A 20806-nucleotide genomic window follows, 5' to 3' on the forward strand; every position below is an offset into this window, starting at 1 on the left:
CTCGTGAGCTTAAAAGGTTGGACCGTCCACGGAGACGGTAAAAGGATTGCACCGGGCGCGGTCGTGGCGCCGGAAGAACGACTCAGCTGGGGCCGAACCATCGGCATCGGAATGCAGCACGTGGTGGCCATGTTCGGCGCCACGCTATTGGTTCCCACCTTGACCGGATTCCCCGTCAATACGACGCTGCTCTTTTCCGGCCTCGGAACCATTTTGTTCCTGCTTATCACGCGCAACCGGTTGCCGTCCTACCTAGGCTCTTCGTTCGCGTTCATTGCGCCTCTTTCGGCGTCGCAGCAGTACGGCATCGCCGCGCAAGCCGGCTCCATTTTGGTCACCGGCCTCGTCTTGGCCGCGGTGGGTGTGGCAGTCAAAATCGCCGGCCGCCGCGTGCTCGACGCCGTCATGCCGCCGGCCGTCACTGGTGCAATCGTGGCCCTCATCGGGCTGAACCTGGCGCCGAATGCGGCCGAGAACTTCGCCTCCCAGCCGCTCGTGGCCGCCGTGACACTGCTCGTCATCCTGCTGGCCACCGTCGCCGGCCGCGGTATGGTCTCGCGTCTGTCCATCCTGCTCGGCGTGGTCGTCGGCTGGGTTTTCGCTGCGCTGACCGGCAACCTTGGCGATGACGCCGTCGCGGCCATCGATGCTGCCCCGTGGGTGGGCCTGCCGGAATTCCACGCGCCTTCCTTCAACGTCTCCGCCATTGCCGTGGCACTTCCCGTACTGGTAGTTCTCATCGCGGAAAACGTCGGCCACGTCAAGGCCGTCTCCGAGATGACAAAGCGCGATCTCGATGACCTAGCCGGTGACGCCCTCATTGCCGATGGCCTCGCGTCTACCCTTGCCGGCGGCTTTGGCGGCTCCGGCACCACGACCTACGCCGAAAATATCGGCGTGATGGCCGCAACGCGCGTGTATTCCACCGCCGCCTACTGGGTAGCAGCCTTTACCGCCATCCTTTTGGCCTTCGTGCCGAAGTTTGGTGCGCTGATTTTCACCATCCCGACCGGCGTCCTGGGCGGTGCCTGCATCGTGCTGTATGGACTCATCGGCATGCTGGGTGTGCGCATCTGGATGGATAATAAGGTTAATTTCAATAACCCGGTCAACCTGACTGCGGCCGCAGTGGCGCTTATCGCGGGCATCGGCAACCTGACCCTCACCGTGGGCGGGGTCTCCCTCGAGGGCATTGCGTGGGGCTCGGTAGGCATCATCGTGGCCTATCCGATTATGAAGAAGCTTTACGATTCCGTCGGCGAGGGTCACGGCGCCAAGTACTAAATTTCCACCTGTGGATAACTGCCCGTCGCGCGCCCGCGGCGGGCAGTGTTGTTGACGGGCCAACGCGGGTTATCCACAGCGGGCCGATATGCGGCTCGCGTGGGCGTGTGGGGGCTATTTAACTTAGCGGCATGACCGCATTGGACGCATACTTAAACGCAGTGAACGCCGGCATGGACATTGTCGCCGCCGTTCAAGGGCTTAGCGATCGCGAGCTCATCGCGCGGGGCGCCTCCGACATCGCCGCGCGCGACCTGCTGCGTCTATGCGATACCTATTTCGGCCGGTGCGGCTTTGCTGCCAAACAGCGAGCGGCGCGGCAGACTAGGCATTCCCTCGACGTGCTACTGCTGATTGAAAAATACGCCTTGCGCTTGCCGACGCAGCGCGATGCCTGGACCCTACGCACCCAACTGTGTTCCTTTCGCGGCAGCGCCACCGCCTTGGAAAAGCGTGCCCGCGCTTTGGTACGCGAGCTGCGACCGCGCCGCGCGCCCGAAAAGGGAGTGCGCATTACCCGCCGCTCCGGCGGCCCATGGTCACTGACCATTACCGGGGATTCGGCCGATGTGGCGGATATGCACGCTGCATTGGATGCCAATAAGCCCCTGGAATCTGCCAAAGACCTCTTCTTTGGCAAGGCGGATGCGACGCGTGCGACGGTGACGACGCAGGTGGTTCTCACCCTTGACGAGCTCGACCGAATAGTCGACGGCGGCGGCGAGGAAATCACCCTCCAACTCACCAATGGCGCTCGAATCACCGGAGCGGAGCTTGTCACGCGGACACTGAGCGATCACGGCTATGTCACGCTCGTCCATCCCCACGAGGGGCCGGTGAACCTCTACCGGACCTCGCGCGTGGCCAACGACAAGCAGCGGCTGATGGCGGCTGCTGTCAACCCGGTATGCCCGTGGGAGAGCTGCAATTATCCCGCCGACAAGTGTCAGATTCACCACCTCAAAGCCTGGAAGCACGGCGGCGAGACCAACGCTGCGAACCTTGCGACCTGCTGTCCCTATCACAACGGCGTAAATGACGATGACCCCAACGCCCCGCCGCGCCGAGGCCGGCTAGCCCGGGTGCGCGGGCAGGTGAGGTGGGTGCCACCGTGGGGATAGGTGGCGTCGGAAAGCGAAAAGCTCCCCACCGCAAGGGTGGGGAGCCTAAAGTGGAACCGTTTTAGGGCTTAGGAAGCGTCCAGGTCCTTCTCGATGAGAGCAGCAATCTTTTCCACTGCTTCTTCGTTTTCAGAAGTAACGGTAACCTCATCGCCCTGTTCTGCGCCAAGAGCCATGATCATCAGGGAAGAGGCCGCATCGGTCTCGTCCTCATCATCGTCGCCGACCAGGTTGAGGAAGATATCCTCATCGAACTCGCCGGCAGCGTCCGCGATAATAGATGCAGGACGTGCGTGCAGGCCTACAGAGGAGCCAACCTTTACAGTCTTGGAAGCCATCGAAAATATCCTTTCTTACGGGGATTTTTAGAATCCAGTGTACGAGTGTTTGGTTTATGCTGCCACGTTCTGGGCGGCTTCTTCGGCGGCCTTGTTAGGCCAGAACTGCTTCATCGCCAGCACCGCCGCAGTGGAGACAACCACGCCGGCCGCAATGGCCACGAGGTAGCCCCAGAACGGGTCGATGGCGAAGAAGACGAACACGCCGCCGTGCGGGGCACGGGAACCGACCGACAAAGCCATCGAAATCGCGCCCGTCACCGCGCCGCCGGCCATCATCGAAGGAATGACGCGGAACGGATCGGCCGCCGCAAACGGGATGGCGCCCTCCGAGACGAAGGACAGACCCAGCAGCCAGGCAGACTTGCCGTTCTCCTGCTCGGCCGGGGTAAACAGCGACTTGCGGATAAACGTAGCCAGCGACAGCGCAATTGGTGCGACCATGCCGGACGCCATGACGGCGGCCATGATCTGCATGGAGGACTCGTCACCGGTAGACAGCCCGGCCGTGGCGAAGAGGTAGGCCGCCTTATTGACTGGGCCGCCCAAGTCGAAGCACATCATCAGGCCGAGAATGATGCCCAGCAATACAGCCGAAGAACCGGACATGGACGATAGCCAATTTTGCAGGCCCTCCATGATGGCTGCCAACGGTGCACCCAGCAGCAGGTACATTGCGAGGCCGACGATTAGAGAGGTCAGCAGCGGGATAATAACAACCGGCATGAGCGAGCCTAGCCAACGCGGTACCTTCCAGTTGCCAATCCACATCGCGATGAAGCCTGCCAGCAGACCGGTAACCAGACCACCGATGAAGCCAGCGCCCAAGGTGACCGCGATCGCGCCGCCCGCGAAGCCCGGGGCGATGCCCGGACGGCCGGCGAGCGCGTAGGCGATATAGCCCGACAGCGCGGCTACAATAAAGCCCATAGCCGCTTGGCCGACGGCGAAGAGAACAGCGCCGAGATAGAGCAAGAACCCGGAGCGCTCGAAGTGCATGAGTTCGCCGTCAACAGTCACGTCATGGCCGGGGAGATTGCCCAACGAATAGTCCGTCGATAGTGCCTGCCACCCATTTGCCATATCGGCACCACCGAAAAGGAAGCCGAGGGCGAGCAGCAGGCCGCCGGCCGCAACGAACGGGACCATATAGGACACGCCGGTCATAATGGCCTGTTGGATGCGCTTGCCCCAACCGAGCGACTGACCTTCTTCTTCCGCGTCGGCGCGGGTAGCGGTGCCAGAGACCTTGTGGGCGTGCGGGTTGCGAGCAGCAGCGATGGCCTCGTCGAGCATGGTGCCGGGCTCATTGATGGCGCGTTTGACGCCGGATTCGATTACCGGCTTGCCGGCGAAGCGTTCGCGGTCGCGCACGCCGACGTCCGTGGCGAAGATGACTGCATCGGCCGCGTCGATTGTGGATTGGGAGACAGACTCATTATTAGACGAGCCCTGCGTCTCAACGGTCAGAGATACGTCGTCACGCTCGGCCGCGGTTTGGGTGAGGGCGTCGGCCGCCATGTAGGTGTGGGCGATGCCGGTGGGGCAGGCGGTGATGGCCACGATGCGGGTGACATCGGCCAAAGGCTCTGCGCTGGCAGGGGTTGCGGCCGAGGGCGCGGCGGCGGAGGAGCCGGCGGCACCGGCACCGGTTGCGGCAGTGCCGGCAGCAGCGCCCTGGGCGGCTGGGTCTTCGACTGGCTTCTTCTTCGGCTTTTCGGCATTGACAACGTCCAGCACAAGCCGAACGATTTCCTCCTTGGTGGGGGCGTTGCGCAGGGACTCGAGGAAGTCCTTGCGTACTAGAGCGCGGGCCAACTTGGACAAAATCTTCAAGTGGGCTTTGCCGCCGCCGGCCGGGGCCGCGATGAGGAAGACGAGCTGAGCGTCGCCGTCGGGGCCGGAAAAATCCACGCCGCGGCTCAGGCGGGCGAATGCGAGGGTAGGTTCGGTCACGGCCTCGGAGCGGCAGTGCGGAATGGCGACTCCGCCAGGGACGCCGGTACCGGCCTTGGCCTCGCGGTCGATGGCGGGCTGTGCCAAACCGGCGATGTCGGTGGCTCGGCCGGTGTCATGGACTAGCGTGGCCAGGTTAGTGATGACGGAGTCAACGCTGTCGCCGAAGTCGGCGTCGAGCGCGACTAGGTCGGTAGTGATGAGGTCGGAAGCCATGATTAGGCACTCCTTAGGCTAGCGAGTTTACGGGGGTATGTGCGATATCGAGTTCTTCTGGGCGAGGGAATTGGGTGCCTTGTTTGGATGCAGCCGCAGTTCCGTAGGCCACCGACTGCGCGAGACTATCGGCCGGCGACTTGCCGGCGGTGCGGCCGAGGAGGTATCCGGCGAGCGCGGCGTCACCGGCGCCTACGGTGGATTTCAGCGTTGCTGGCGGTGGAGTTGCAGCCCAAGCGCCATCCGCGGTAACCAGCACCGCGCCGGCACCGCCAAGAGTGACGAGTACTTCTGCGATGCCCTGCTTGACGACGTCCCGGGCCGCCCGAACAACCCCCGAGTACTCGCCGCGTGCGGCCTGGTCTTCCAGTTCGCGGCCGTCGGTTCCGGTGAGCTGGCCGAGCTCTAGACCATTCGGCTTAATGAGATCCGGCGCAGCAGAATTGAGGTTCTCGCCAATGGCCTGCATTGGGGCATCTGACGTATCGACGGCAATGCGAGCCTGTGGTGCGGCCGCGCGGACCGCGGAGATGAGGTCGCAGTACCAATCGGTATCCACGCCACGCGGCAGGGAGCCGGCTAGAACTACCCAGTCGGAGGCAAGGGCGCGGGCGGTGAGCTCGGAGGTAATGGCTTGGGAATCGGCGTCGGAAAGCGCAGGGCCTGGACCGTTGACCTTGGTGGTAGTGCCATCAGGCTCTGTGATGGTGGTATTGACGCGAACCGTGCCGTCCATGGGGATTGCAGAGGAAGGCAGCCCGGCCGAGTGGATGAGATTTAGGAAAGAATCGGAGTCGTGGGCCGGGAAAAGAGCCAAGGATTGCTCGCCGGCCAAGTGCACGGCATGGGTGACGTTTACACCCTTGCCGCCAGCAACCTGTGTGACCTCGCTGGCCCGGTGGACATCACCGGAGGTCAATGGCTCGCTGAGCACAAGGGTGGCGTCAATACTGGGATTGGGGGTCAGCGTGAGAATCAAGTTGTCCCTTTCGCAGGTTGTATATTGGGGGCCGAACGCCGTTGGAGAGAACCTCGCGGGCATGGCCCGCCCTTAATGTTGATTCTTGTCCGATTGTGTCCGAAAGTCAACAGAATTTCTGTGGTATACATTGCTTTTCTATCCGATTTGTGGTGTTCTGGAAGTTAATAAACCGCTATCTTCGAAGGAAGTACGCTCATGGAAAACGCGTCTGAGTCCACGATCAAAGGAACCGGTGTCGTTGCCGGAGTCGCCTACGCCGAAGCCGTGTGGGTCCGCCCTCGCCCGGCCCTGCCTACCGAGGGAAGCATTGACCCAGAGCAAGCGAGCGATTCTGAATATGACCGCTTCCTTGCGGCCGTAGATACTGTCGCTGGCCGCTTGGAGCAGCGGGCTGCTGCCGCGGAAGGCCAGGCAGCTGAAGTTCTGACGGCAACGGCCGGCATGGTTAAGGACCGTGGTTGGCATAAGGCGGTGCGCAAGAATATCCGCACTGGCCGGGACGCGGAATTCGCTACTGTCGGTGCCACCGATAAGTTTGTCACCATGTTCGAGGCCGCCGGCGGCGTGATGGCCGAGCGCACCACTGACTTGAAGGACGTGCGCGACCGCGTAATCGCAGAGCTGCGCGGCGAGGACGAGCCGGGCCTGCCGCTCGTAGACGGCGAGGCCGTGCTGTTCGCGGACGATTTGGCCCCGGCCGATACCGCGACGCTGGATACCAAGCACATCAAGGCCCTTGTTACCGAACTTGGTGGACCTACCAGCCATACGGCCATCATCGCCCGTCAGTTGGATATTCCGTGCATCGTTGCTGTAGGTGCCGCGCTGAGCGATATTGAAAGCGGCACGCTGGTATTTGTCGATGGCGCAGTGGGCGCCGTCACCCTTGGGGCCGACGAAGAGGCTTCCAGAAAGGCTGTGGCCGAGTATCGCGAGCGGGCGGCACGCGTTGCTCAGTGGCGCGGCCCGGCGGAAACCAAAGATGGCCACCGCGTGCAGCTGCTTGCCAACGTCGCTGATGGCAACGCCGCCCGCATTGCTTCGGATTCTCAGGCAGAGGGCATTGGTCTGTACCGCACGGAGCTGTCGTTCCTCTCGGCCAGTGAAGAGCCCAGCGTTGACGAGCAGGCAAAGATTTACGGCAAGGTCTTTAATGCCTTTCCTGAATCAAAGGTTGTCGTGCGTACGCTAGATGCCGGATCCGATAAGCCTATCTCTTATGCCACGCTAAGTTCCGAGGAAAACCCAGCATTGGGTGTTCGTGGCCTGCGTATTGCACGCGATAATGAGGCTTTGCTGACCCGCCAGCTGGATGCGATTGCGCAGGCGGCTGAGGCTCGCGATGACAAAGCCTCTACTTGGGTGATGGCTCCTATGGTTGCCACCTCTACCGAGGCCCAGTGGTTTGCTAGCCTGTGCCGCGAGCGCGGCCTGACTGCCGGCGCCATGATTGAGGTTCCGGCCGCAGCGCTCATGGCGGATAAAATCATGCCGCACCTTGATTTCGTGTCCATCGGCACTAATGACCTGACTCAGTACACTATGGCCGCGGACCGCCTGTCGCCTCAGCTGGCCTACCTGACCGACCCGTGGCAGCCGGCTGTGCTGCGGCTCATTCAGCACACCTGCATCGTGGGCCAGGCCAATAACGTTGCGGTAGGCGTGTGCGGTGAGGCGGCAGCCGACCCGATGCTGGCCTGCGTACTTACCGGCTTGGGTGTGAATTCGCTATCCGCAGCGTCGACCGCAGTTGCGGGCGTCGGTGCGCAGCTGGCAGAGGTTACCCTGGAACAGTGCCAGCAGCTTTCCGAGGTGGCGCTGGATGCGGAAAGCCCTGACGCTGCCCGTACCGCAGTGGTAGAACGCATGGAGTCCTTCGCCTAAAGTAGGCGAAGGATCGGGGGATTATTCGCTGGCGAGCACGACCTCAATTTCGCGCTCGCGCAGCGCCTCCACGAAGGAATCGGGGGCAGCAGCGTCAGTAATGACGACGTCGATATCGGCGGCAGAGGCGAAACTTACCAAGTAATCATTGCCCAGCTTGCTGGAGTCACACATGACCACTACTTTGTGGGCATTGGTGACGAAGGCGGATTTGATGGCTGCCTCTTGGGAGTCGGCCGTCGACAAGCCATGGTCCAGGGTAAGGGCATTGGTACCGATAAAGGCGACGTCGGCACGCATCATAGCCAGGGTGCGCAGCGCGGTATCGCCAACGACGGCTTGGGTAATCGCGCGGACCGTACCGCCAAGTAGCTGTACGTCAGGCACGCCATTGCCTGCAAGAGACAGCGCAATAGGCAGGCTATTGGAGACAATATTAAACTGCGCCTGTGGGTATTGCTGTCCAATGAGCTCTGCGAACGCGTTAATGGTGGTGCCTGCGTCCAAGAAAATGCTGCCGCCGCCCTGGGGAAGAAAATCTAGGGCCGCGCGGGCGATAGCCGCTTTTGCGCCGGAGGCGGACCGCTGGCGGGTATCCAGGGTAAGCTCCGCGGTCTGGAAGGATTGGGAGGCTACTGCGCCGCCATGCACGCGATGGACGACGCCCTCACGGTCAAGCACCGCAAGGTCGCGGCGGATGGTCTCGGCCGTAACTTCGAAGCGTTCCGAGAGCTCAGTGACGTTGACGCGGCCTTCAACGGCGGTGAGGGAAGCAATTTGGCGACGCCGCTCTTCTGCGTACATGATTCCTCCTTGAATCTAGAGACATCGCGTCATGTAGTGGGGGTAAAAGTTGCCACTTTATGCGGAAGTGAAAATCCGGCGATGTTGTTTTGCTTAGTCCATTGTCTCAAAAATCGGGAATAAACGGACTAAAGCAAAAATTTGCACGGCTGCATTCTATATCCGGTGCGCTGAAGTACCTGGTCAGAGGGAAAAGTGGGAAAGTGGGATTTTCGTCTCTTTTGGTGTCCGGGTCCGAAATGGAGCCAAATGGGGGTGGCAGGAAACGGGCCGCTTCAACGAAGGGTGTACATAGATAGACCCCGCAAGGGCCAATCGAGGACCTCGCGGGGCTATAGAATCTGTGTCAGGCTGGTGACTAAAGCTTACGGAATACGGATACAACCTTGCCCATGATCTCCGCATCATCGCCGTTGATGGGAGCGTAGGCATCGTTGTGGGGGAGCAACCACACGCCAGAGGAATCGCGGTGGAATTCCTTAACGGTAGCTTCAGCACCATCGAGCAGCGCTGCAACGAACTCGCCCTCTTCTGCAACTGACTGGGAGCGAATGATTACCCAGTCGCCGTCAAGAATGCCGGCATCCTGCATCGAGTCGCCGACCACTTGCAGCATATAAAGGTCGCCGCCACCGACTACCTCATCGGGCATCGGAAAGTAAGTGTCTACGTTTTCTTCCGCGGTAATGGGCGCACCCGCTGCGATTCGGCCAACCACAGGAATGTAGGAAACCGCACCTGCCTCTGCGGGAACCTGCTGTTCGGGCTTAGCCGGTTTGCGGCCCGGCTTCTTGGCGCCATCGTCGGTATTTAGGTGTCGAACATCTACGGCTCGCGGCTTATTTGGGTCACGGCGCAAGAAGCCCTTTTCTTCCAATTGCTTTAGCTGGTAGGCAACAGAGGAGGTGGACTGCAAGCCTGCTGCGTCACCAATTTCGCGGATGCTTGGTGGGTAACCACGCAGCATGACGGCGTCACTAATGACGTTAAGAATTCGTCGCTGGCGGTCAGACAGGGAAGCGTAGTCGGTCTTCTCGGTGGTCTTCTTTGGCTTGCGGCCCATTGCTGGCTCCTCGGAGGGGATCGGCTGGATTTATCGGTGGTCTGTTAGCTGGCGGCGCTGAAAAGTTGCCACACGTCATTTGTAGCACGAAAAGTACAGATGTTCGAGATTTACGTGTTGGGGTGGACAAGTATTCGAAGCGATGCTATAAATCGAACGTACCAACTAAATCGAACATTATGGCGACTGGGTGTCATGACGTGTCGCATGAGGCGCCTACGGTGGGTTCAGTCGTCGAAAGGAAAGTTATGTCTCTGCTGATCAATTCTCGCAATAACCTGGTAACTCGCAAAGCTTCCGAACCTGTAGTGGTGCCTTCTGCGTCCGTGTGGGATGTGGAGCGCGGCTACGGTTCTGCGGCCCGCGGCACCGAAAGCTCTCGGTATGTTCGAACCCTACGTGTGGAAGATCGCACGACCTATCGTTCGAACCGTACGTCGGCCGGAGGCTCTGGGAACAGATCGAATAGGGGACGAAACAGTGTGGGTGAGTCGAACACAGGTAACTACGCATTGGGTGCAGTGTTTGGTGTCGCGGTCTTTGTGGGCACATTGCTAGGGGGACTTGCGGGCGCTGAAGGAAATAGTGCTCCTCAACCCCCGGCTTCTGGTGTGCAGCAAGTTGAAGCTGCAGTAGCGCACTAGGGGCTACAGCGGGGTGAAGCCCAGTGGCCGCACGGAATTGGAGATGAGTAAACTACTGGCGTATCAACGTCAGTGAAAGGACCACTGTGTATTGCCCCTTTTGTCACAATGAGCAATCCCGCGTCATTGACTCGCGTGTGGTCGATGCTGGAGCGTCGATTCGTCGCCGGCGCGAGTGCGCTTCGTGCAAGGGTCGCTTTACCACGGTTGAAAAGGCCGTGCTGCTTGTCGTGAAGAGAAACGGTCTGGCCGAGCCCTTCAGTAGAGATAAATTGATCCGCGGTGTCCGTCGTGCCTGCCAGGGACGAGACGTAAGCGACGATGCCCTGAAGAAGCTTGCGCAAGAAGTTGAGGAGACGGTGCGTAGTCATGGCTCCTCGCAGGTCAACGCGAACGAGATTGGTTTGGCCATCCTAGAGCCACTGCGTGACCTTGATGAAGTGGCTTATCTGCGCTTCGCCTCCGTGTATAAATCCTTTGAAAGCGCAGATGACTTTGAATCCGAGATTCGGCTGATGCGAAGGCGCGATCGCGAGGACTTTTAGCGCAGTTTGTCCACCGCCTTTTGGATACGGCGGAGTGAAACGGCGTGGGCTGTGCCAAGGCGCTGGGCGAAAAGAGATACTCGAAGTTCTTCAATCATCCAGCGTACGTCCTTGACCTCGCGGGTCTTTTCGCGGCCGGCCGGGAGGTTGCGAAGGCGGTTGGATAGGTAGGCCTTGGCGTTATCTACCTCGGCTTGGCGGTCTGCATCGCGGTCCGGGTCAAGGTTCATGTCCTCTAGACGAATGCGCATGGCTTGGATATATCGCGGGAGATGACGCAGATGGGACATTCCATGGACAGTGATGGCATTTCGGGGGAGGAGGAAATCCAATTGTGCGCGCATGTCATCGATTGCTGGACCGTCCCAATGCGCGAGTTCGGCTCGCAGATTGGAGTATTCGGCAAGTCCGGGGGCAATAGCTACCACTGCCTGGCGTACGCGTCCTGGGACCTGGGGTTTGACGGTGTCCTTGAGCTGCTGGAACGCCGAGGGGGTGCGGACCGGGCCGCCGGCTTCGAGCATCAAGTCGCGGATGGCGGCTACGCGGGCGTCGTTAACCAAGCCGTCGGCGCCGCCGTGCGGATAGGAATCGACAGCGACGCGCTGTTGCAACGGCAAGCCCTTGACCATTTGTGGAGCATTAACGGATATCTCACGCATGAGGAGGGTGAGTGTGGTCGTGACCATGGCGGCATCTGCGGCGGCCTTGGTGGGATGGACCTTGAGCTCGACGCCGTCCTTTGTGGCGACTAGGGCGGGGTAGGCGGTGACTTCGTGGCCGTCGACGGTGGTCGTTACCGTGTCATCAATCGTGCCAAGGGTATCGTCGGTCCATTCGCTGACGGCGGTGGACTCGGAGGTGCGCGAGACGCGGGATACGGAGGACTTGATGTGGCCAGCCTGCCTCCGGACGAGCGCCGCGAGGTCGCGGTCGGAGTCGACGATTTTGCCGCGCTTATCGATGGCGCCGTAGTTCATCCGCAGGTGGGCGGGTAGCTTGTTGGGCTGGAAATCGGTGGCGTTGATTCCTTGGCCGCCGAGTTCGCGGAGGATTTCGGCAAGCTGCTGGGTGATGGGGCCTTCATAAGGGATGAGGCGGTCGATGGCGCGCTCGGCAAATTCGGGCGCGGGTACGACAGTGCGGCGCAGGGCCTTGGGCAGGCTGCGGATGAGCTCGGTGACGAGCTCGAGGCGCAGACCCGGAACGAGCCAATCGAAGCCTTCGGAATCCAAGCCGGCGAGCATAGGAATGGGAACCATTACGGTGACGCCGTCGAGAGGCTCGCCGGGCTCGAACTTATAGGTCAGTTCGTAATCGATAGAGCCCTTGCGCCAGTGGTCGGGGAAGGATTCCTCGGTGACATCATGGGAGTCATCGATGAGCTTAGCGGGATCGAAATCCAGCAGGTCCGGGGTGCGGCGGCGCTGCTTTTTCCACCACGAGTCAAAGTGGCGGCCGGTGGTTACCTTTGCCGGAATGCGCTGGTCATAGAAATCGAAGAGCGTGTCTTCATCCACGATGAGGCCGCGTCGGCGGGCCTTTTCTTCGTATGCGGCGGCGTCGTCAAGCGCTTGGGCGTTGGCCTTGAAGAAGGCGTGGTGGGTGTTCCAGTCTCCGGCGATAAGGGCGTTGCGGATGAACATATCGCGGGCAGCGGCGGGATCGACGCGGTGGTAGGGCACGGTGCGGTCGGCCACGATGGGCACGCCGTAGAGCGTGGATTTTTGGTGCGCGATGGCGGCGGCGCGCTTGCGGGACCAGGTGGGCTCGGAGTAGTTGTGCTTGAGCAGGTCCGCGCCGAGCTTTTCTACCCAGGCGGGATCGATGGCGGCGACATCGCGCGCCCAGAGGCGGGAAGTTTCCACCAGCTCGGCAGCCATGAGGAACTCGGGAGGCTTTTTAGCCAGGGCGGAGCCGGGGAATACCAGGAAGCGGGTGTTGCGCGCGCCCTGGAACTCCTTGGAATTGCCATCGCGGGCGCCGATATTGGAGAGCAGGCCCGAAAGGAGGGACATGTGGATGTCATCGGAGCGGCGCTCTGTGCCTTCCTGGTAGGTCCAGCCCAGCTGCTTGGCGACGTCCTTGAGCTGGCGCACCAAGTCAAACCACTCGCGGATGCGCATGTAGTGGAGGAATTCCTGCTTCATGCGCTTGCGGAACTTATTGCCGGATTGCTCATTGCGGGTTTGCTTGATGTAATCCCATAGCTTGAGCATGGACAAGAAATCCGAGGTCTTGTCCTTGAAGCGGGCGTGGGCTTGGTCGGCCTGGGCTTGGAAGTCGAGGGGGCGCTCGCGCACATCTTGGATGGTCATAGCGGCAACGATGACCATGACATCATCGAGGCAGCCGTTGGTATTGGCCTCAATGAGCATGCGGGCCATGCGCGGATCCAGTGGGATGCGCGCAAGATCGCGGCCGATGGTGGTCAGCGAGGGCTTGTCCTGCTTGTCGTGGAGGGCGCCGAGCTCGTGGAGAAGCGTGAGACCATCGCGGATGGCCTTGTGCTCGGGCGGCTGGATGAAGGGGAATTGTTCGATGTCGCCTAGCTTGAGCGAGACCATCTGCAAGATGACGCTGGCGAGGTTGGTGCGCAGAATCTCTGGGTCGGTGAATTCGGGACGGCTTTCAAAGTCCTGTTCGCTATAGAGGCGGATGGCGATGCCGTCGGCAACACGGCCGCAGCGGCCGGAGCGCTGGTTGGCGGAGGCCTGCGAGATAGGCTCGATGGGCAGCCGCTGGACCTTGGTGCGTGTGGAGTACCGCGAGATGCGGGCGGTGCCGGTATCGACGACATAGCGGATGCCGGGCACGGTAAGCGAGGTTTCGGCGATATTGGTGGCCAAGACGATGCGGCGGCCGCGGTGCTCGCTAAACACGCGGTGCTGCTCTTGGTTAGATAGGCGGCCAAAGAGAGGAGTGACCTCGACGTTTTTCCATTTCTTGCCTTCGATGGCTTCCATGGCATCGCGGATATCGCGCTCGCCAGGGAAGAAGCACAGGATATCGCCGTCGCCTTCGCGCATGAGCTCTTCGATGGCCTCGGTCAAGCCGTCGAGCGGGTCTTGGTCCACGACTTTTCCGCCGGCCTCGAACTCGAGTGGCCGGTAGCGGATTTCTACGGGGTAGGTGCGCCCGGAGACCTCGATGATGGGGGCGGGGTTGCCGTCGGCGTCGGCAAAGTGGGCGGCAAAGCTTTCTGGGTCGATGGTAGCGGAGGTGATGATCACCTTGAGGTCTGGGCGCTTGGGCAATAGGCGCTTTAAGTAGCCCAAGAGGAAGTCGATATTGAGCGAGCGTTCGTGGGCCTCGTCGATAATGATGGTGTCGTACTTATTGAGGAAACGATCGCGCTGCATCTCGGCGAGCAGGATGCCGTCGGTCATGAGCTTGACGGCCGTGGTCTCAGAGACGCGGTCATCGAAGCGGATGGCGTAACCAACGGACTCGCCGATCTTCTGGTCCAATTCCGAAGCAATGCGTTCAGCCACGGTGCGCGCTGCAATACGGCGCGGCTGGGTATGGCCGATGAACCCGCGCCGGCCGCGGCCCAGCTCGAGACAGATCTTCGGGATCTGGGTGGTCTTACCAGAACCGGTCTCACCAGCGATGATGACGACCTGGTTGTCCCGAATTGCCTCGGCGATATCGTCCTTGCGGGCGGTGACGGGGAGGGCGTCGGGGTAAGAGATGGTGGGAACGGCGGCGTCGGTAAGTGCGACGCGATCGGCCGCGGCATGGATTTCAGCGCCGATTTCTTGCAGCGCCTTAGGGGCGCGAGCCTTCTTGAGGCGGCGGCGGAAGGAGCGGGCCTCGGCCAAAGTGACATTTTCGAGTGCGGCGAAGAGCTCGTCGCGAGAAGGGGATTCGTTCTTAGTCATGACTAGGCAACGAGTTTACCCGCCCACCTGAAATGAGGAAAAGTTGTTAAAGTGAAAATACTTATCCATTTTTCTATGTGCATTCCTGAAGGAGGAGCACCGCCTATGACGAACCCGTATTCGGGTGGAAATGACGATTTTCCTCGCTATGAGCCGACCAACCATCCTGAGGATCGGCCGGACTACGGCCAGCTTCCATCGTATGGTGGGAGCCACGAGGACAATGCCCAAGGCTACGCCGGCTACCACGCGGGTCAGCCACAGCACACCGGAAAGGTTTCGGCCATAGATGCCGTTTCTTGGGCTTTTCGGACTGTCTTTAGCAACTGGAAGCTATGGATTTTGGGAACGTTGCTTGCAGGCTTCCTCGGCGTAGTCTTTTTCGCCATTTCTGGCGGAGTGGGCGCTGCGACGGCGAGTGCCGATGGTGATCTCTCCGCTAGTTACACGATCATGCAGCCCATTTCGTGGGTGATTGGCATCGTGTTAACTCTAGCGCTTATGCGCCTGGCGCTTTTCCAGATTGATGATTCTCGCACCGGGTGGGGCTACCTGTTTAAGAATGTGCGCTGGCAGCAGCCACTAGTCATTATGATTGTCATCGGTATTGTCATCGGTGTTGTAGCGGGCCTTTTCTCGTTCATCGCTCTGCGTGGTGCGGCGGAGGAGCTAGCCGGCAATACCGAGCAGCTTTCCGATGAAGAAGCGTTCACCGCCGTCATGGGCATGCTCGGTGTCTTGGCCGTGATTTCGCTGATTAGCTTCTTTATCCAACCATTCTTCTCGCTGATGCAATGGTTCGCGGCCGACGGCGATAGCGTTGGTGACGCCGTGAAGAAGGGCTTTCAGGCAGGTAAGAACAACTACGGTCAAATGTTGCTACTGGCAATTTTGAACTTTTTTATCGCCATCGGTGGCTTCCTGCTATTGGGTATCGGCCTCATCGTGGCGTATCCGGTTACCCTCTTGGCACAGGCGCATATGTACCGCCAGTGCGCGGGGCGCAATACTCTCCCGCAGGTCTAGCGCACCATAGTTAAAGGCCACCGTTCCAATTGGGGGCGGTGGCCTTTGGCGTGCTTGGCGACGCCCCGTGTGGGGCCGCCGGGTGAGACTACTGCCGGGAGCGCTCAATCGCCTTGTTATAGGCGGAGGTGATGAGCGTGCCGAATTCGCGGAATTCCTCGGCGCGGGCGGCGGAGGAACGGAACACGAGGCCCACCTCGCGTTCGGCGGTGACATCGGAGGCAAAGTGGGCGATGGCGACGTCCTTGCCGTGGCATTCCGTGGCCAGGGCGGATTCGGGGACGAGGGTGCAGCCCAGTCCGCCCATGACCAGCTGCATGATGGTGGTCAGGGAAGAGGCGCGGGTGACGGAATTGGTGGCCTCGGCCGGGTTGATATTGGCATGGCGGCAGAGGTCGACTACTTGGTCGCGCAAGCAGTGGCCGTCGTCAAGCAGCAGCAAATCCAGGTCCTTGAGCTCCGCAAGCTCGACATCCTCACGGCCGGCGATGGGGTGATCCGGCGGGCAGACAATGGAGAATTTCTCCGTGTACAGCGGGCTATCGACCATGCCGGTGGCCTCGGACGGGAGGGCCATGATGGCAAGATCCAAGTTGCCATTGCGCAGGCGGGTAATGAGGTGCTGAGTTTGCTCTTCGACGAAGCGCGGCTGGAGATCCGGGTAGGCCTCGGCAAGCATGGAGAGCAGATCGGGGAGGATGTAGGGGGCGATGGTGGGGATAACGCCGATCGTCAGTGGGCCGGCAAGGGTGCCGTTGGCGCCGCGAGCGTGGGCGAGGAAGGTATCGGCTGCTTCAAGCGTTGCCTTGGCGTAGGGGAGGAGGGTCTCGCCAGCCGAGGTGACGATGACCTTGCGGGTCGAGCGCTCAATAAGCTGCAAGCCCAAGCCCTGCTCGAGAGCAACGAGGCCCTGGGAGAGGGAGGGCTGGGAAATTTCGAGTTTGGCGGCTGCGGTACCAAAGTGCTTGTTTTCCGCAACGGTGACGAAGGTACGCAGCTGAGCAAGTGTAGGGCGATACTCTTTATTATGCATGCCTATTACTCTAACACTTACCTATAGGATTTGCTATTGACGCGAGCGGAAAAGATGGTATAACTGATCGTGTTGGGCCGGACACGGTCCGGCCCTGCTGCTTGTACGTCAAGCGGCAGGACACTTAGAGGAAAAGCCTTTGCTAAAGGAGTTGAAGACTATGCCTATTTTGACCGTCGGCGAGAAGTTCCCAGAGTTCAACCTCACCGCCCTGACCGGTGGCGACCTACACGACGTTAACGCTAACCAGCCGGAGGACTACTTCGAGCAGGTATCCCTGGACAAGTACGAGGGCAAGTGGAAGGTCGTCTTCTTCTACCCGAAGGACTTCACTTTCGTCTGCCCGACCGAGATCGCTGCCTTCGGCAAGCTGGACGAGGAGTTCCAGGACCGCGATACCCAGATCCTCGGTGGCTCCACCGATAACGAGTTCGCTCACTTCAACTGGCGCGCAACCCACCCAGAGCTGAAGGAAGTTCCTTTCCCGATGTTCTCTGACGTGCGCCACGACCTCATCCGCGCACTGGGTGTAGAAAACGCTGATGGCGTTGCTGACCGCGCTACCTTCATCATCGACCCGGATGGTGTTATCCAGTTCGTCTCCGTTACCCCGGATGCTGTCGGCCGCAACGTAGACGAGGTTCTGCGCGTGCTCGACGCCCTGCAGTCCGAAGAGGTCTGCGCTTGCAACTGGGAGAAGAACGACCCAACCAAGAACATCAACAAGATGGACGTCGTTCAGTCCGCGCTCTAAATCTCACTGAGATGCAGGTTTACCCCGCTTTCGTGGCGGGGTTTCCTTTTAAATCCAGCACAGCAAATTCCTATCAAAATCCCAAAGGAGAAAAGCTATGTCTATTGATAATCTGAAGTCTTCCCTGCCGGAGTACGCCAAGGACCAGAAGCTCAACCTGGGCGCCCTGACCCGTTCCAAGGACTTGGACGAGGAGCAGCTCTGGGGCTGCCTGCTGGCATCGGCCGCCGCAACCCGCAATGAGACCGTGCTGTCTGAGATTGCGGAGGAAGCAAAAGAGCACCTGTCTGAGGAAGCTATCGAGGCAGCCTACGGCGCAGCCACCGTTATGGCTATGAACAATGTTGCCTACCGCGCCAAGGGCTGGTTGGGCGATGACTATGCACAGGTTAAGTTCGGCCTGCGCATGAACATCATCTCCAAGCCGGGCGTGGACAAGGCCAACTTCGAGCTGTGGAATACCGCAGTCTCCGCTATCAATGGCTGCGAGCACTGCCTGGGTGCCCACGCGCACGAGCTCAATGAGGCCGGCCTGAGCAAGGATCAGGTCTGGGAGGCCGTCAAGGTAGCGGCCGTTGTCCAGGCTGTGGCACAGGCTGTCCAGATCGAGGCCGCACGCTAAAGTAGCCGGCCTAAAGCCGCCCTCGCGCTTGCCGACGCCCCCCTTACCCCGGGCGCGGCTGCCAGGGCGGCTTTGTCGTTTTCGCTGGCTAGTACTCCACGCGCAGGTCTGATAGGCGAACTTCGCCGGCCTCATCGGAAGCGTCTAGATCTACTGTAGCGACGAACTGGTAGGCGTGGTCGCCGTCTGGATCCTTGATGATCTGGCGCACCGACCAGGCTCGCGAGTCAGTATTTTCGAGGCGGAAGTACTCTGGGCCGCGGGCCTCGGGGCCGGAATCGATGTCATCATACTCATCGAAGTAATCATCCAGGATAGCCCCGAAGTCCGGCACCTCGTCCAAGTAATCGAGCAGCTCCGCCAAGCGGTCTTCCTTTTCCAAAGCAAAGAGTTGCACCAAGCGGAACATGTAATTGCGCACCATGATGGTAAAGGCGCGGCGATTGGCCGTGAGCGCGGTGGGGTCCTCCACGCCAAAGGCCAGCTCACGGTCCACCGTGTCTTGGTCGATGGGGGAGTCTTCGCCGGCCATTTGCGCCCATTCGTCGACAAGCGAGGAATCCACCTGGCGGATAAGCTCACCTAGCCAGACAACGATGTCTTCGAGTTCTGGCGTGTTGTATTCGTCCGGAATGGATTGCTTAAGGGTGCGCCAGGCGTCGGTCAGGTAGCGCAAAATCACCCCCTCGGAGCGGGCCAAGCCGTAGGTGGCGACCAGATCCGAGAAGGTCATGGCGTTCTCGAGCATGTCGCGCACCACGGACTTAGGCCGCAGATCGAATTCCTTGACCCACGCATTGGTTTCAGCGAAAGTATCGTAGGCCTGCTCCAATAGCTCCTCGAGCGGCTTTGGCCAGGTGATGTCTTCTACGATATTCATGCGGTCGGTGTAGTCCACCCCGTCCGCCTTCAGCGCGGCGATCTCTTCGCCGCGGCGCTGCTTCTGCTGGGCAATGAGCACCTGGCGCGGGTCATCCAGGATGGCCTCGAACACGGAAATGACGTCCAGGTTATAGGTTTCTGCCTCCGGATCCAGCAGCGAGAGCGCCGCCAGCGCGAATGGGCCCAGCGGCTGATTGAGCGCAAAGTCTCGCGGCAGCTCTCGCACCAAATGGTAGGGGCGACCGTAGATATCTAATCCCTTGGTCGATTTTTGCACCACGCCGGAATCTACTAGCCCGCGGAAGAGATCGAGTGCGGTGAGGATGTCTTTATTCTGCTTGCTGCGGTTATCGTGATTGTCCCGCAGCAGGTGGCGCATGTGGTCATAGCCATTGCCATGGCGTGCCAAGACGTTGAGCAGCATGGAATTAGATACGCGGAACTGAGAGGTCAGTTGCTCCGGTTCAGCCTCAGTAAGGCGCGCGAAGGTCTTCTCGGACCAGGACACCTCACCTTCTCGGGCGGATTTCTTCTTGAGCTTCTTCAAGCGTTTGGGGTCATCGCCGATGCGGCGGCGTTCCTTGGCATTTTCAATCTCGTGCTCGGGGGCCTCGACCACCACAGTGCCCTCGGTGTCATAGCCGGCGCGGCCGGCGCGGCCGGCAATCTGGTGGAATTCGCGCGATTTGAGGATGCGTTGGCGCTGGCCGTCGAACTTGGCAAGCCCAGTCATCAGCACGGTGCGGATGGGCACGTTAATACCCACACCCAAGGTATCGGTGCCGCAAATGACCTTGAGCAAGCCCTTTTGTGCCAGGCGCTCTACCAATCGGCGGTATTTGGGCAGCATACCCGCGTGGTGGATGCCGATGCCCTTGCGCAAGAGCTTGGACAGATCCTTGCCAAAGGCAGTGGTGAAGCGGAACCCACCTATTTCTTGAGCAATCGCTTCCTTTTCTTCCTTGGTTATGATCCCCGAAAGAGAGGTAAGCGCCTGGGCGCGCTCGGCCGCTTCACGCTGCGAGAAGTGCACCACGTAGATGGGTGCTTTCTTATCGGCCAAGAGCTCCTCGATGGTCTCGTGCACCGCGCTAAAGACATAGGAAAAGTCCAGCGGTACAGGCCGCGTGGTGCCGGCGACGAGGTTGGTGGCGCGGCCGGTGCGGCGGGTGAGATCCTCTTCTAGCCACTGAGTATCGCCCAGAGTGGCGGACATGAGCAGGAACTGCGCCTTGGGCAATTCCAGCAACGGAACCTGCCAGGCCCAACCGCGGTCCGGCTCGGAGTAGTAGTGGAACTCGTCCATCACTACCTGGTCTATATTGGCCTCGGCGCCGTCGCGCAGCGCGATATTAGCCACAATCTCGGCGGTGGCGGCGATGATGGGGGCGTTGCCATTAACGGTGGCGTCGCCAGTCATCATGCCCACATTCTCGGCGCCGAAGATATCGCACAGGGCAAAGAACTTCTCGCTCACAAGGGCCTTAATCGGCGCGGTATAGAAACTGCGATGGCCACGAGCTAGGGCAATGAAGTGTGCAGCATTAGCCACCATGGACTTTCCCGAGCCCGTAGGAGTAGCGAGGATAACATTATCGCCGGCCAAAATACCGAGCGAGGCTTCTTCCTGCGCCGGGTACAAATTGATACCCCGGCCGGTAGTCCACGAGGTAAAGGTATCCCAAATTGCCTCGTCTACGAGGGACTCGGGTACTTCCGTTAAATCTGGCAGCAGCTGAGATAAGTTCACCCCCACCACCTTAGCGGC

The 20806-nt window shown here is 60.3% G+C and carries 15 protein-coding genes; 7 read left to right on the forward strand and 8 right to left on the reverse strand.

Going from position 1 to position 20806, the window contains the following annotated elements; all coding sequences use genetic code 11:
• Positions 1-3 precede the first annotated feature (3 nt).
• Both MHK00_RS01000 and MHK00_RS01005 read left to right on the forward strand, forming a co-directional pair.
• A complete protein-coding gene (locus MHK00_RS01000) occupies positions 4-1284 on the forward strand; it encodes a uracil-xanthine permease family protein (protein WP_040425259.1) in 1281 nt (426 codons plus the stop codon).
• Between the two features lie 131 nt (positions 1285-1415).
• Positions 1416-2405 (forward strand): HNH endonuclease signature motif containing protein, encoded by a 990-nt coding sequence (locus MHK00_RS01005; RefSeq protein ID WP_250410079.1) that lies wholly within the window; start codon positions 1416-1418, stop codon positions 2403-2405.
• Between the two features lie 68 nt (positions 2406-2473).
• Here the strand turns inward: MHK00_RS01005 and MHK00_RS01010 are convergent, their stop codons facing one another.
• Genes MHK00_RS01010 through MHK00_RS01020 form a run of 3 tightly spaced genes read right to left on the reverse strand, consistent with a single transcriptional unit; the run spans position 2474 to position 5894 of the window.
• The gene (locus MHK00_RS01010) at positions 2474-2743 is read right to left on the reverse strand and encodes an HPr family phosphocarrier protein (RefSeq protein ID WP_005325102.1); all 270 of its coding nucleotides are present in this window, start codon (positions 2741-2743) and stop codon (positions 2474-2476) included.
• A gap of 54 nt (positions 2744-2797) precedes the next feature.
• On the reverse strand, positions 2798-4915 hold the full coding sequence (locus MHK00_RS01015) for a PTS fructose transporter subunit IIABC (RefSeq protein WP_250408389.1): 2118 nt from the start codon (positions 4913-4915) through the stop codon (positions 2798-2800).
• 13 nt (positions 4916-4928) lie between these two features.
• Positions 4929-5894, reverse strand: coding sequence for a 1-phosphofructokinase family hexose kinase (locus MHK00_RS01020; RefSeq protein ID WP_250410080.1), 966 nt, complete (start codon positions 5892-5894; stop codon positions 4929-4931).
• Positions 5895-6092: 198 nt separating this feature from the next.
• On the opposite strand from MHK00_RS01020, the gene ptsP reads away from it, so the two are divergent.
• Positions 6093-7781, forward strand: a complete 1689-nt coding sequence (ptsP, locus tag MHK00_RS01025) for a phosphoenolpyruvate--protein phosphotransferase (protein WP_250410081.1) — start codon at positions 6093-6095, stop codon at positions 7779-7781.
• Positions 7782-7802: 21 nt separating this feature from the next.
• Here ptsP and sugR read toward each other — a convergent pair whose 3' ends face one another.
• A complete protein-coding gene (gene sugR / locus MHK00_RS01030) occupies positions 7803-8585 on the reverse strand; it encodes a transcriptional regulator SugR (protein WP_005325096.1) in 783 nt (260 codons plus the stop codon).
• 358 nt (positions 8586-8943) lie between these two features.
• Positions 8944-9648 (reverse strand): transcriptional repressor LexA, encoded by a 705-nt coding sequence (gene lexA, locus MHK00_RS01035; RefSeq protein ID WP_005328592.1) that lies wholly within the window; start codon positions 9646-9648, stop codon positions 8944-8946.
• A 730-nt stretch (positions 9649-10378) separates the two neighbouring features.
• Here lexA and nrdR point away from each other — a divergent pair.
• On the forward strand, positions 10379-10837 hold the full coding sequence (gene nrdR, locus MHK00_RS01040) for a transcriptional regulator NrdR (RefSeq protein ID WP_005328590.1): 459 nt from the start codon (positions 10379-10381) through the stop codon (positions 10835-10837).
• Here nrdR and hrpA read toward each other — a convergent pair.
• Complete coding sequence (gene hrpA / locus MHK00_RS01045) at positions 10834-14721, reverse strand: ATP-dependent RNA helicase HrpA (protein ID WP_250410082.1); 3888 nt, start codon at positions 14719-14721, stop codon at positions 10834-10836. The two genes, nrdR and hrpA, sit on opposite strands and share 4 nt — an antisense overlap.
• A 105-nt stretch (positions 14722-14826) precedes the next feature.
• Between hrpA and MHK00_RS01050 the strand changes: the two genes are divergently transcribed.
• On the forward strand, positions 14827-15747 hold the full coding sequence (locus MHK00_RS01050) for a hypothetical protein (protein ID WP_250410083.1): 921 nt from the start codon (positions 14827-14829) through the stop codon (positions 15745-15747).
• 88 nt (positions 15748-15835) lie between these two features.
• Here MHK00_RS01050 and MHK00_RS01055 read toward each other — a convergent pair whose 3' ends face one another.
• Positions 15836-16780, reverse strand: coding sequence for a hydrogen peroxide-inducible genes activator (locus MHK00_RS01055; RefSeq protein ID WP_250410084.1), 945 nt, complete (start codon positions 16778-16780; stop codon positions 15836-15838).
• 160 nt (positions 16781-16940) lie between these two features.
• On the opposite strand from MHK00_RS01055, the gene MHK00_RS01060 reads away from it, so the two are divergent.
• The gene (locus tag MHK00_RS01060) at positions 16941-17534 is read left to right on the forward strand and encodes a peroxiredoxin (protein ID WP_023021385.1); all 594 of its coding nucleotides are present in this window, start codon (positions 16941-16943) and stop codon (positions 17532-17534) included.
• Positions 17535-17631: 97 nt separating this feature from the next.
• Positions 17632-18156 (forward strand): alkylhydroperoxidase, AhpD family, encoded by a 525-nt coding sequence (ahpD, locus tag MHK00_RS01065; protein ID WP_250410085.1) that lies wholly within the window; start codon positions 17632-17634, stop codon positions 18154-18156.
• Between the two features lie 88 nt (positions 18157-18244).
• On the opposite strand, the gene MHK00_RS01070 is transcribed toward ahpD, so the two are convergent.
• On the reverse strand, positions 18245-20788 hold the full coding sequence (locus tag MHK00_RS01070) for a DEAD/DEAH box helicase (RefSeq protein ID WP_250410086.1): 2544 nt from the start codon (positions 20786-20788) through the stop codon (positions 18245-18247).
• Positions 20789-20806 lie beyond the last annotated feature (18 nt).

Source organism: Corynebacterium tuberculostearicum (assembly GCF_022347385.1).
GTDB classification, from domain to species: Bacteria; Actinomycetota; Actinomycetes; order Mycobacteriales; family Mycobacteriaceae; genus Corynebacterium; species Corynebacterium tuberculostearicum_M.

Bases quoted from the DNA above. Each gene is read 5' to 3' on its own strand.
- MHK00_RS01005 (WP_250410079.1), top strand. From the start codon at position 1,416: ATGACCGCATTGGACGCATACTTAAACGCAGTGAACGCCGGCATGGAC.
- MHK00_RS01010 (WP_005325102.1), bottom strand. From the start codon at position 2,743: ATGGCTTCCAAGACTGTAAAGGTTGGCTCCTCTGTAGGCCTGCACGCA.
- MHK00_RS01015 (WP_250408389.1), bottom strand. From the start codon at position 4,915: ATGGCTTCCGACCTCATCACTACCGACCTAGTCGCGCTCGACGCCGAC.
- ptsP (WP_250410081.1), top strand. From the start codon at position 6,093: ATGGAAAACGCGTCTGAGTCCACGATCAAAGGAACCGGTGTCGTTGCC.
- sugR (WP_005325096.1), bottom strand. From the start codon at position 8,585: ATGTACGCAGAAGAGCGGCGTCGCCAAATTGCTTCCCTCACCGCCGTT.
- lexA (WP_005328592.1), bottom strand. From the start codon at position 9,648: ATGGGCCGCAAGCCAAAGAAGACCACCGAGAAGACCGACTACGCTTCC.
- hrpA (WP_250410082.1), bottom strand. From the start codon at position 14,721: ATGACTAAGAACGAATCCCCTTCTCGCGACGAGCTCTTCGCCGCACTC.
- MHK00_RS01050 (WP_250410083.1), top strand. From the start codon at position 14,827: ATGACGAACCCGTATTCGGGTGGAAATGACGATTTTCCTCGCTATGAG.
- MHK00_RS01055 (WP_250410084.1), bottom strand. From the start codon at position 16,780: ATGCATAATAAAGAGTATCGCCCTACACTTGCTCAGCTGCGTACCTTC.
- MHK00_RS01060 (WP_023021385.1), top strand. From the start codon at position 16,941: ATGCCTATTTTGACCGTCGGCGAGAAGTTCCCAGAGTTCAACCTCACC.
- ahpD (WP_250410085.1), top strand. From the start codon at position 17,632: ATGTCTATTGATAATCTGAAGTCTTCCCTGCCGGAGTACGCCAAGGAC.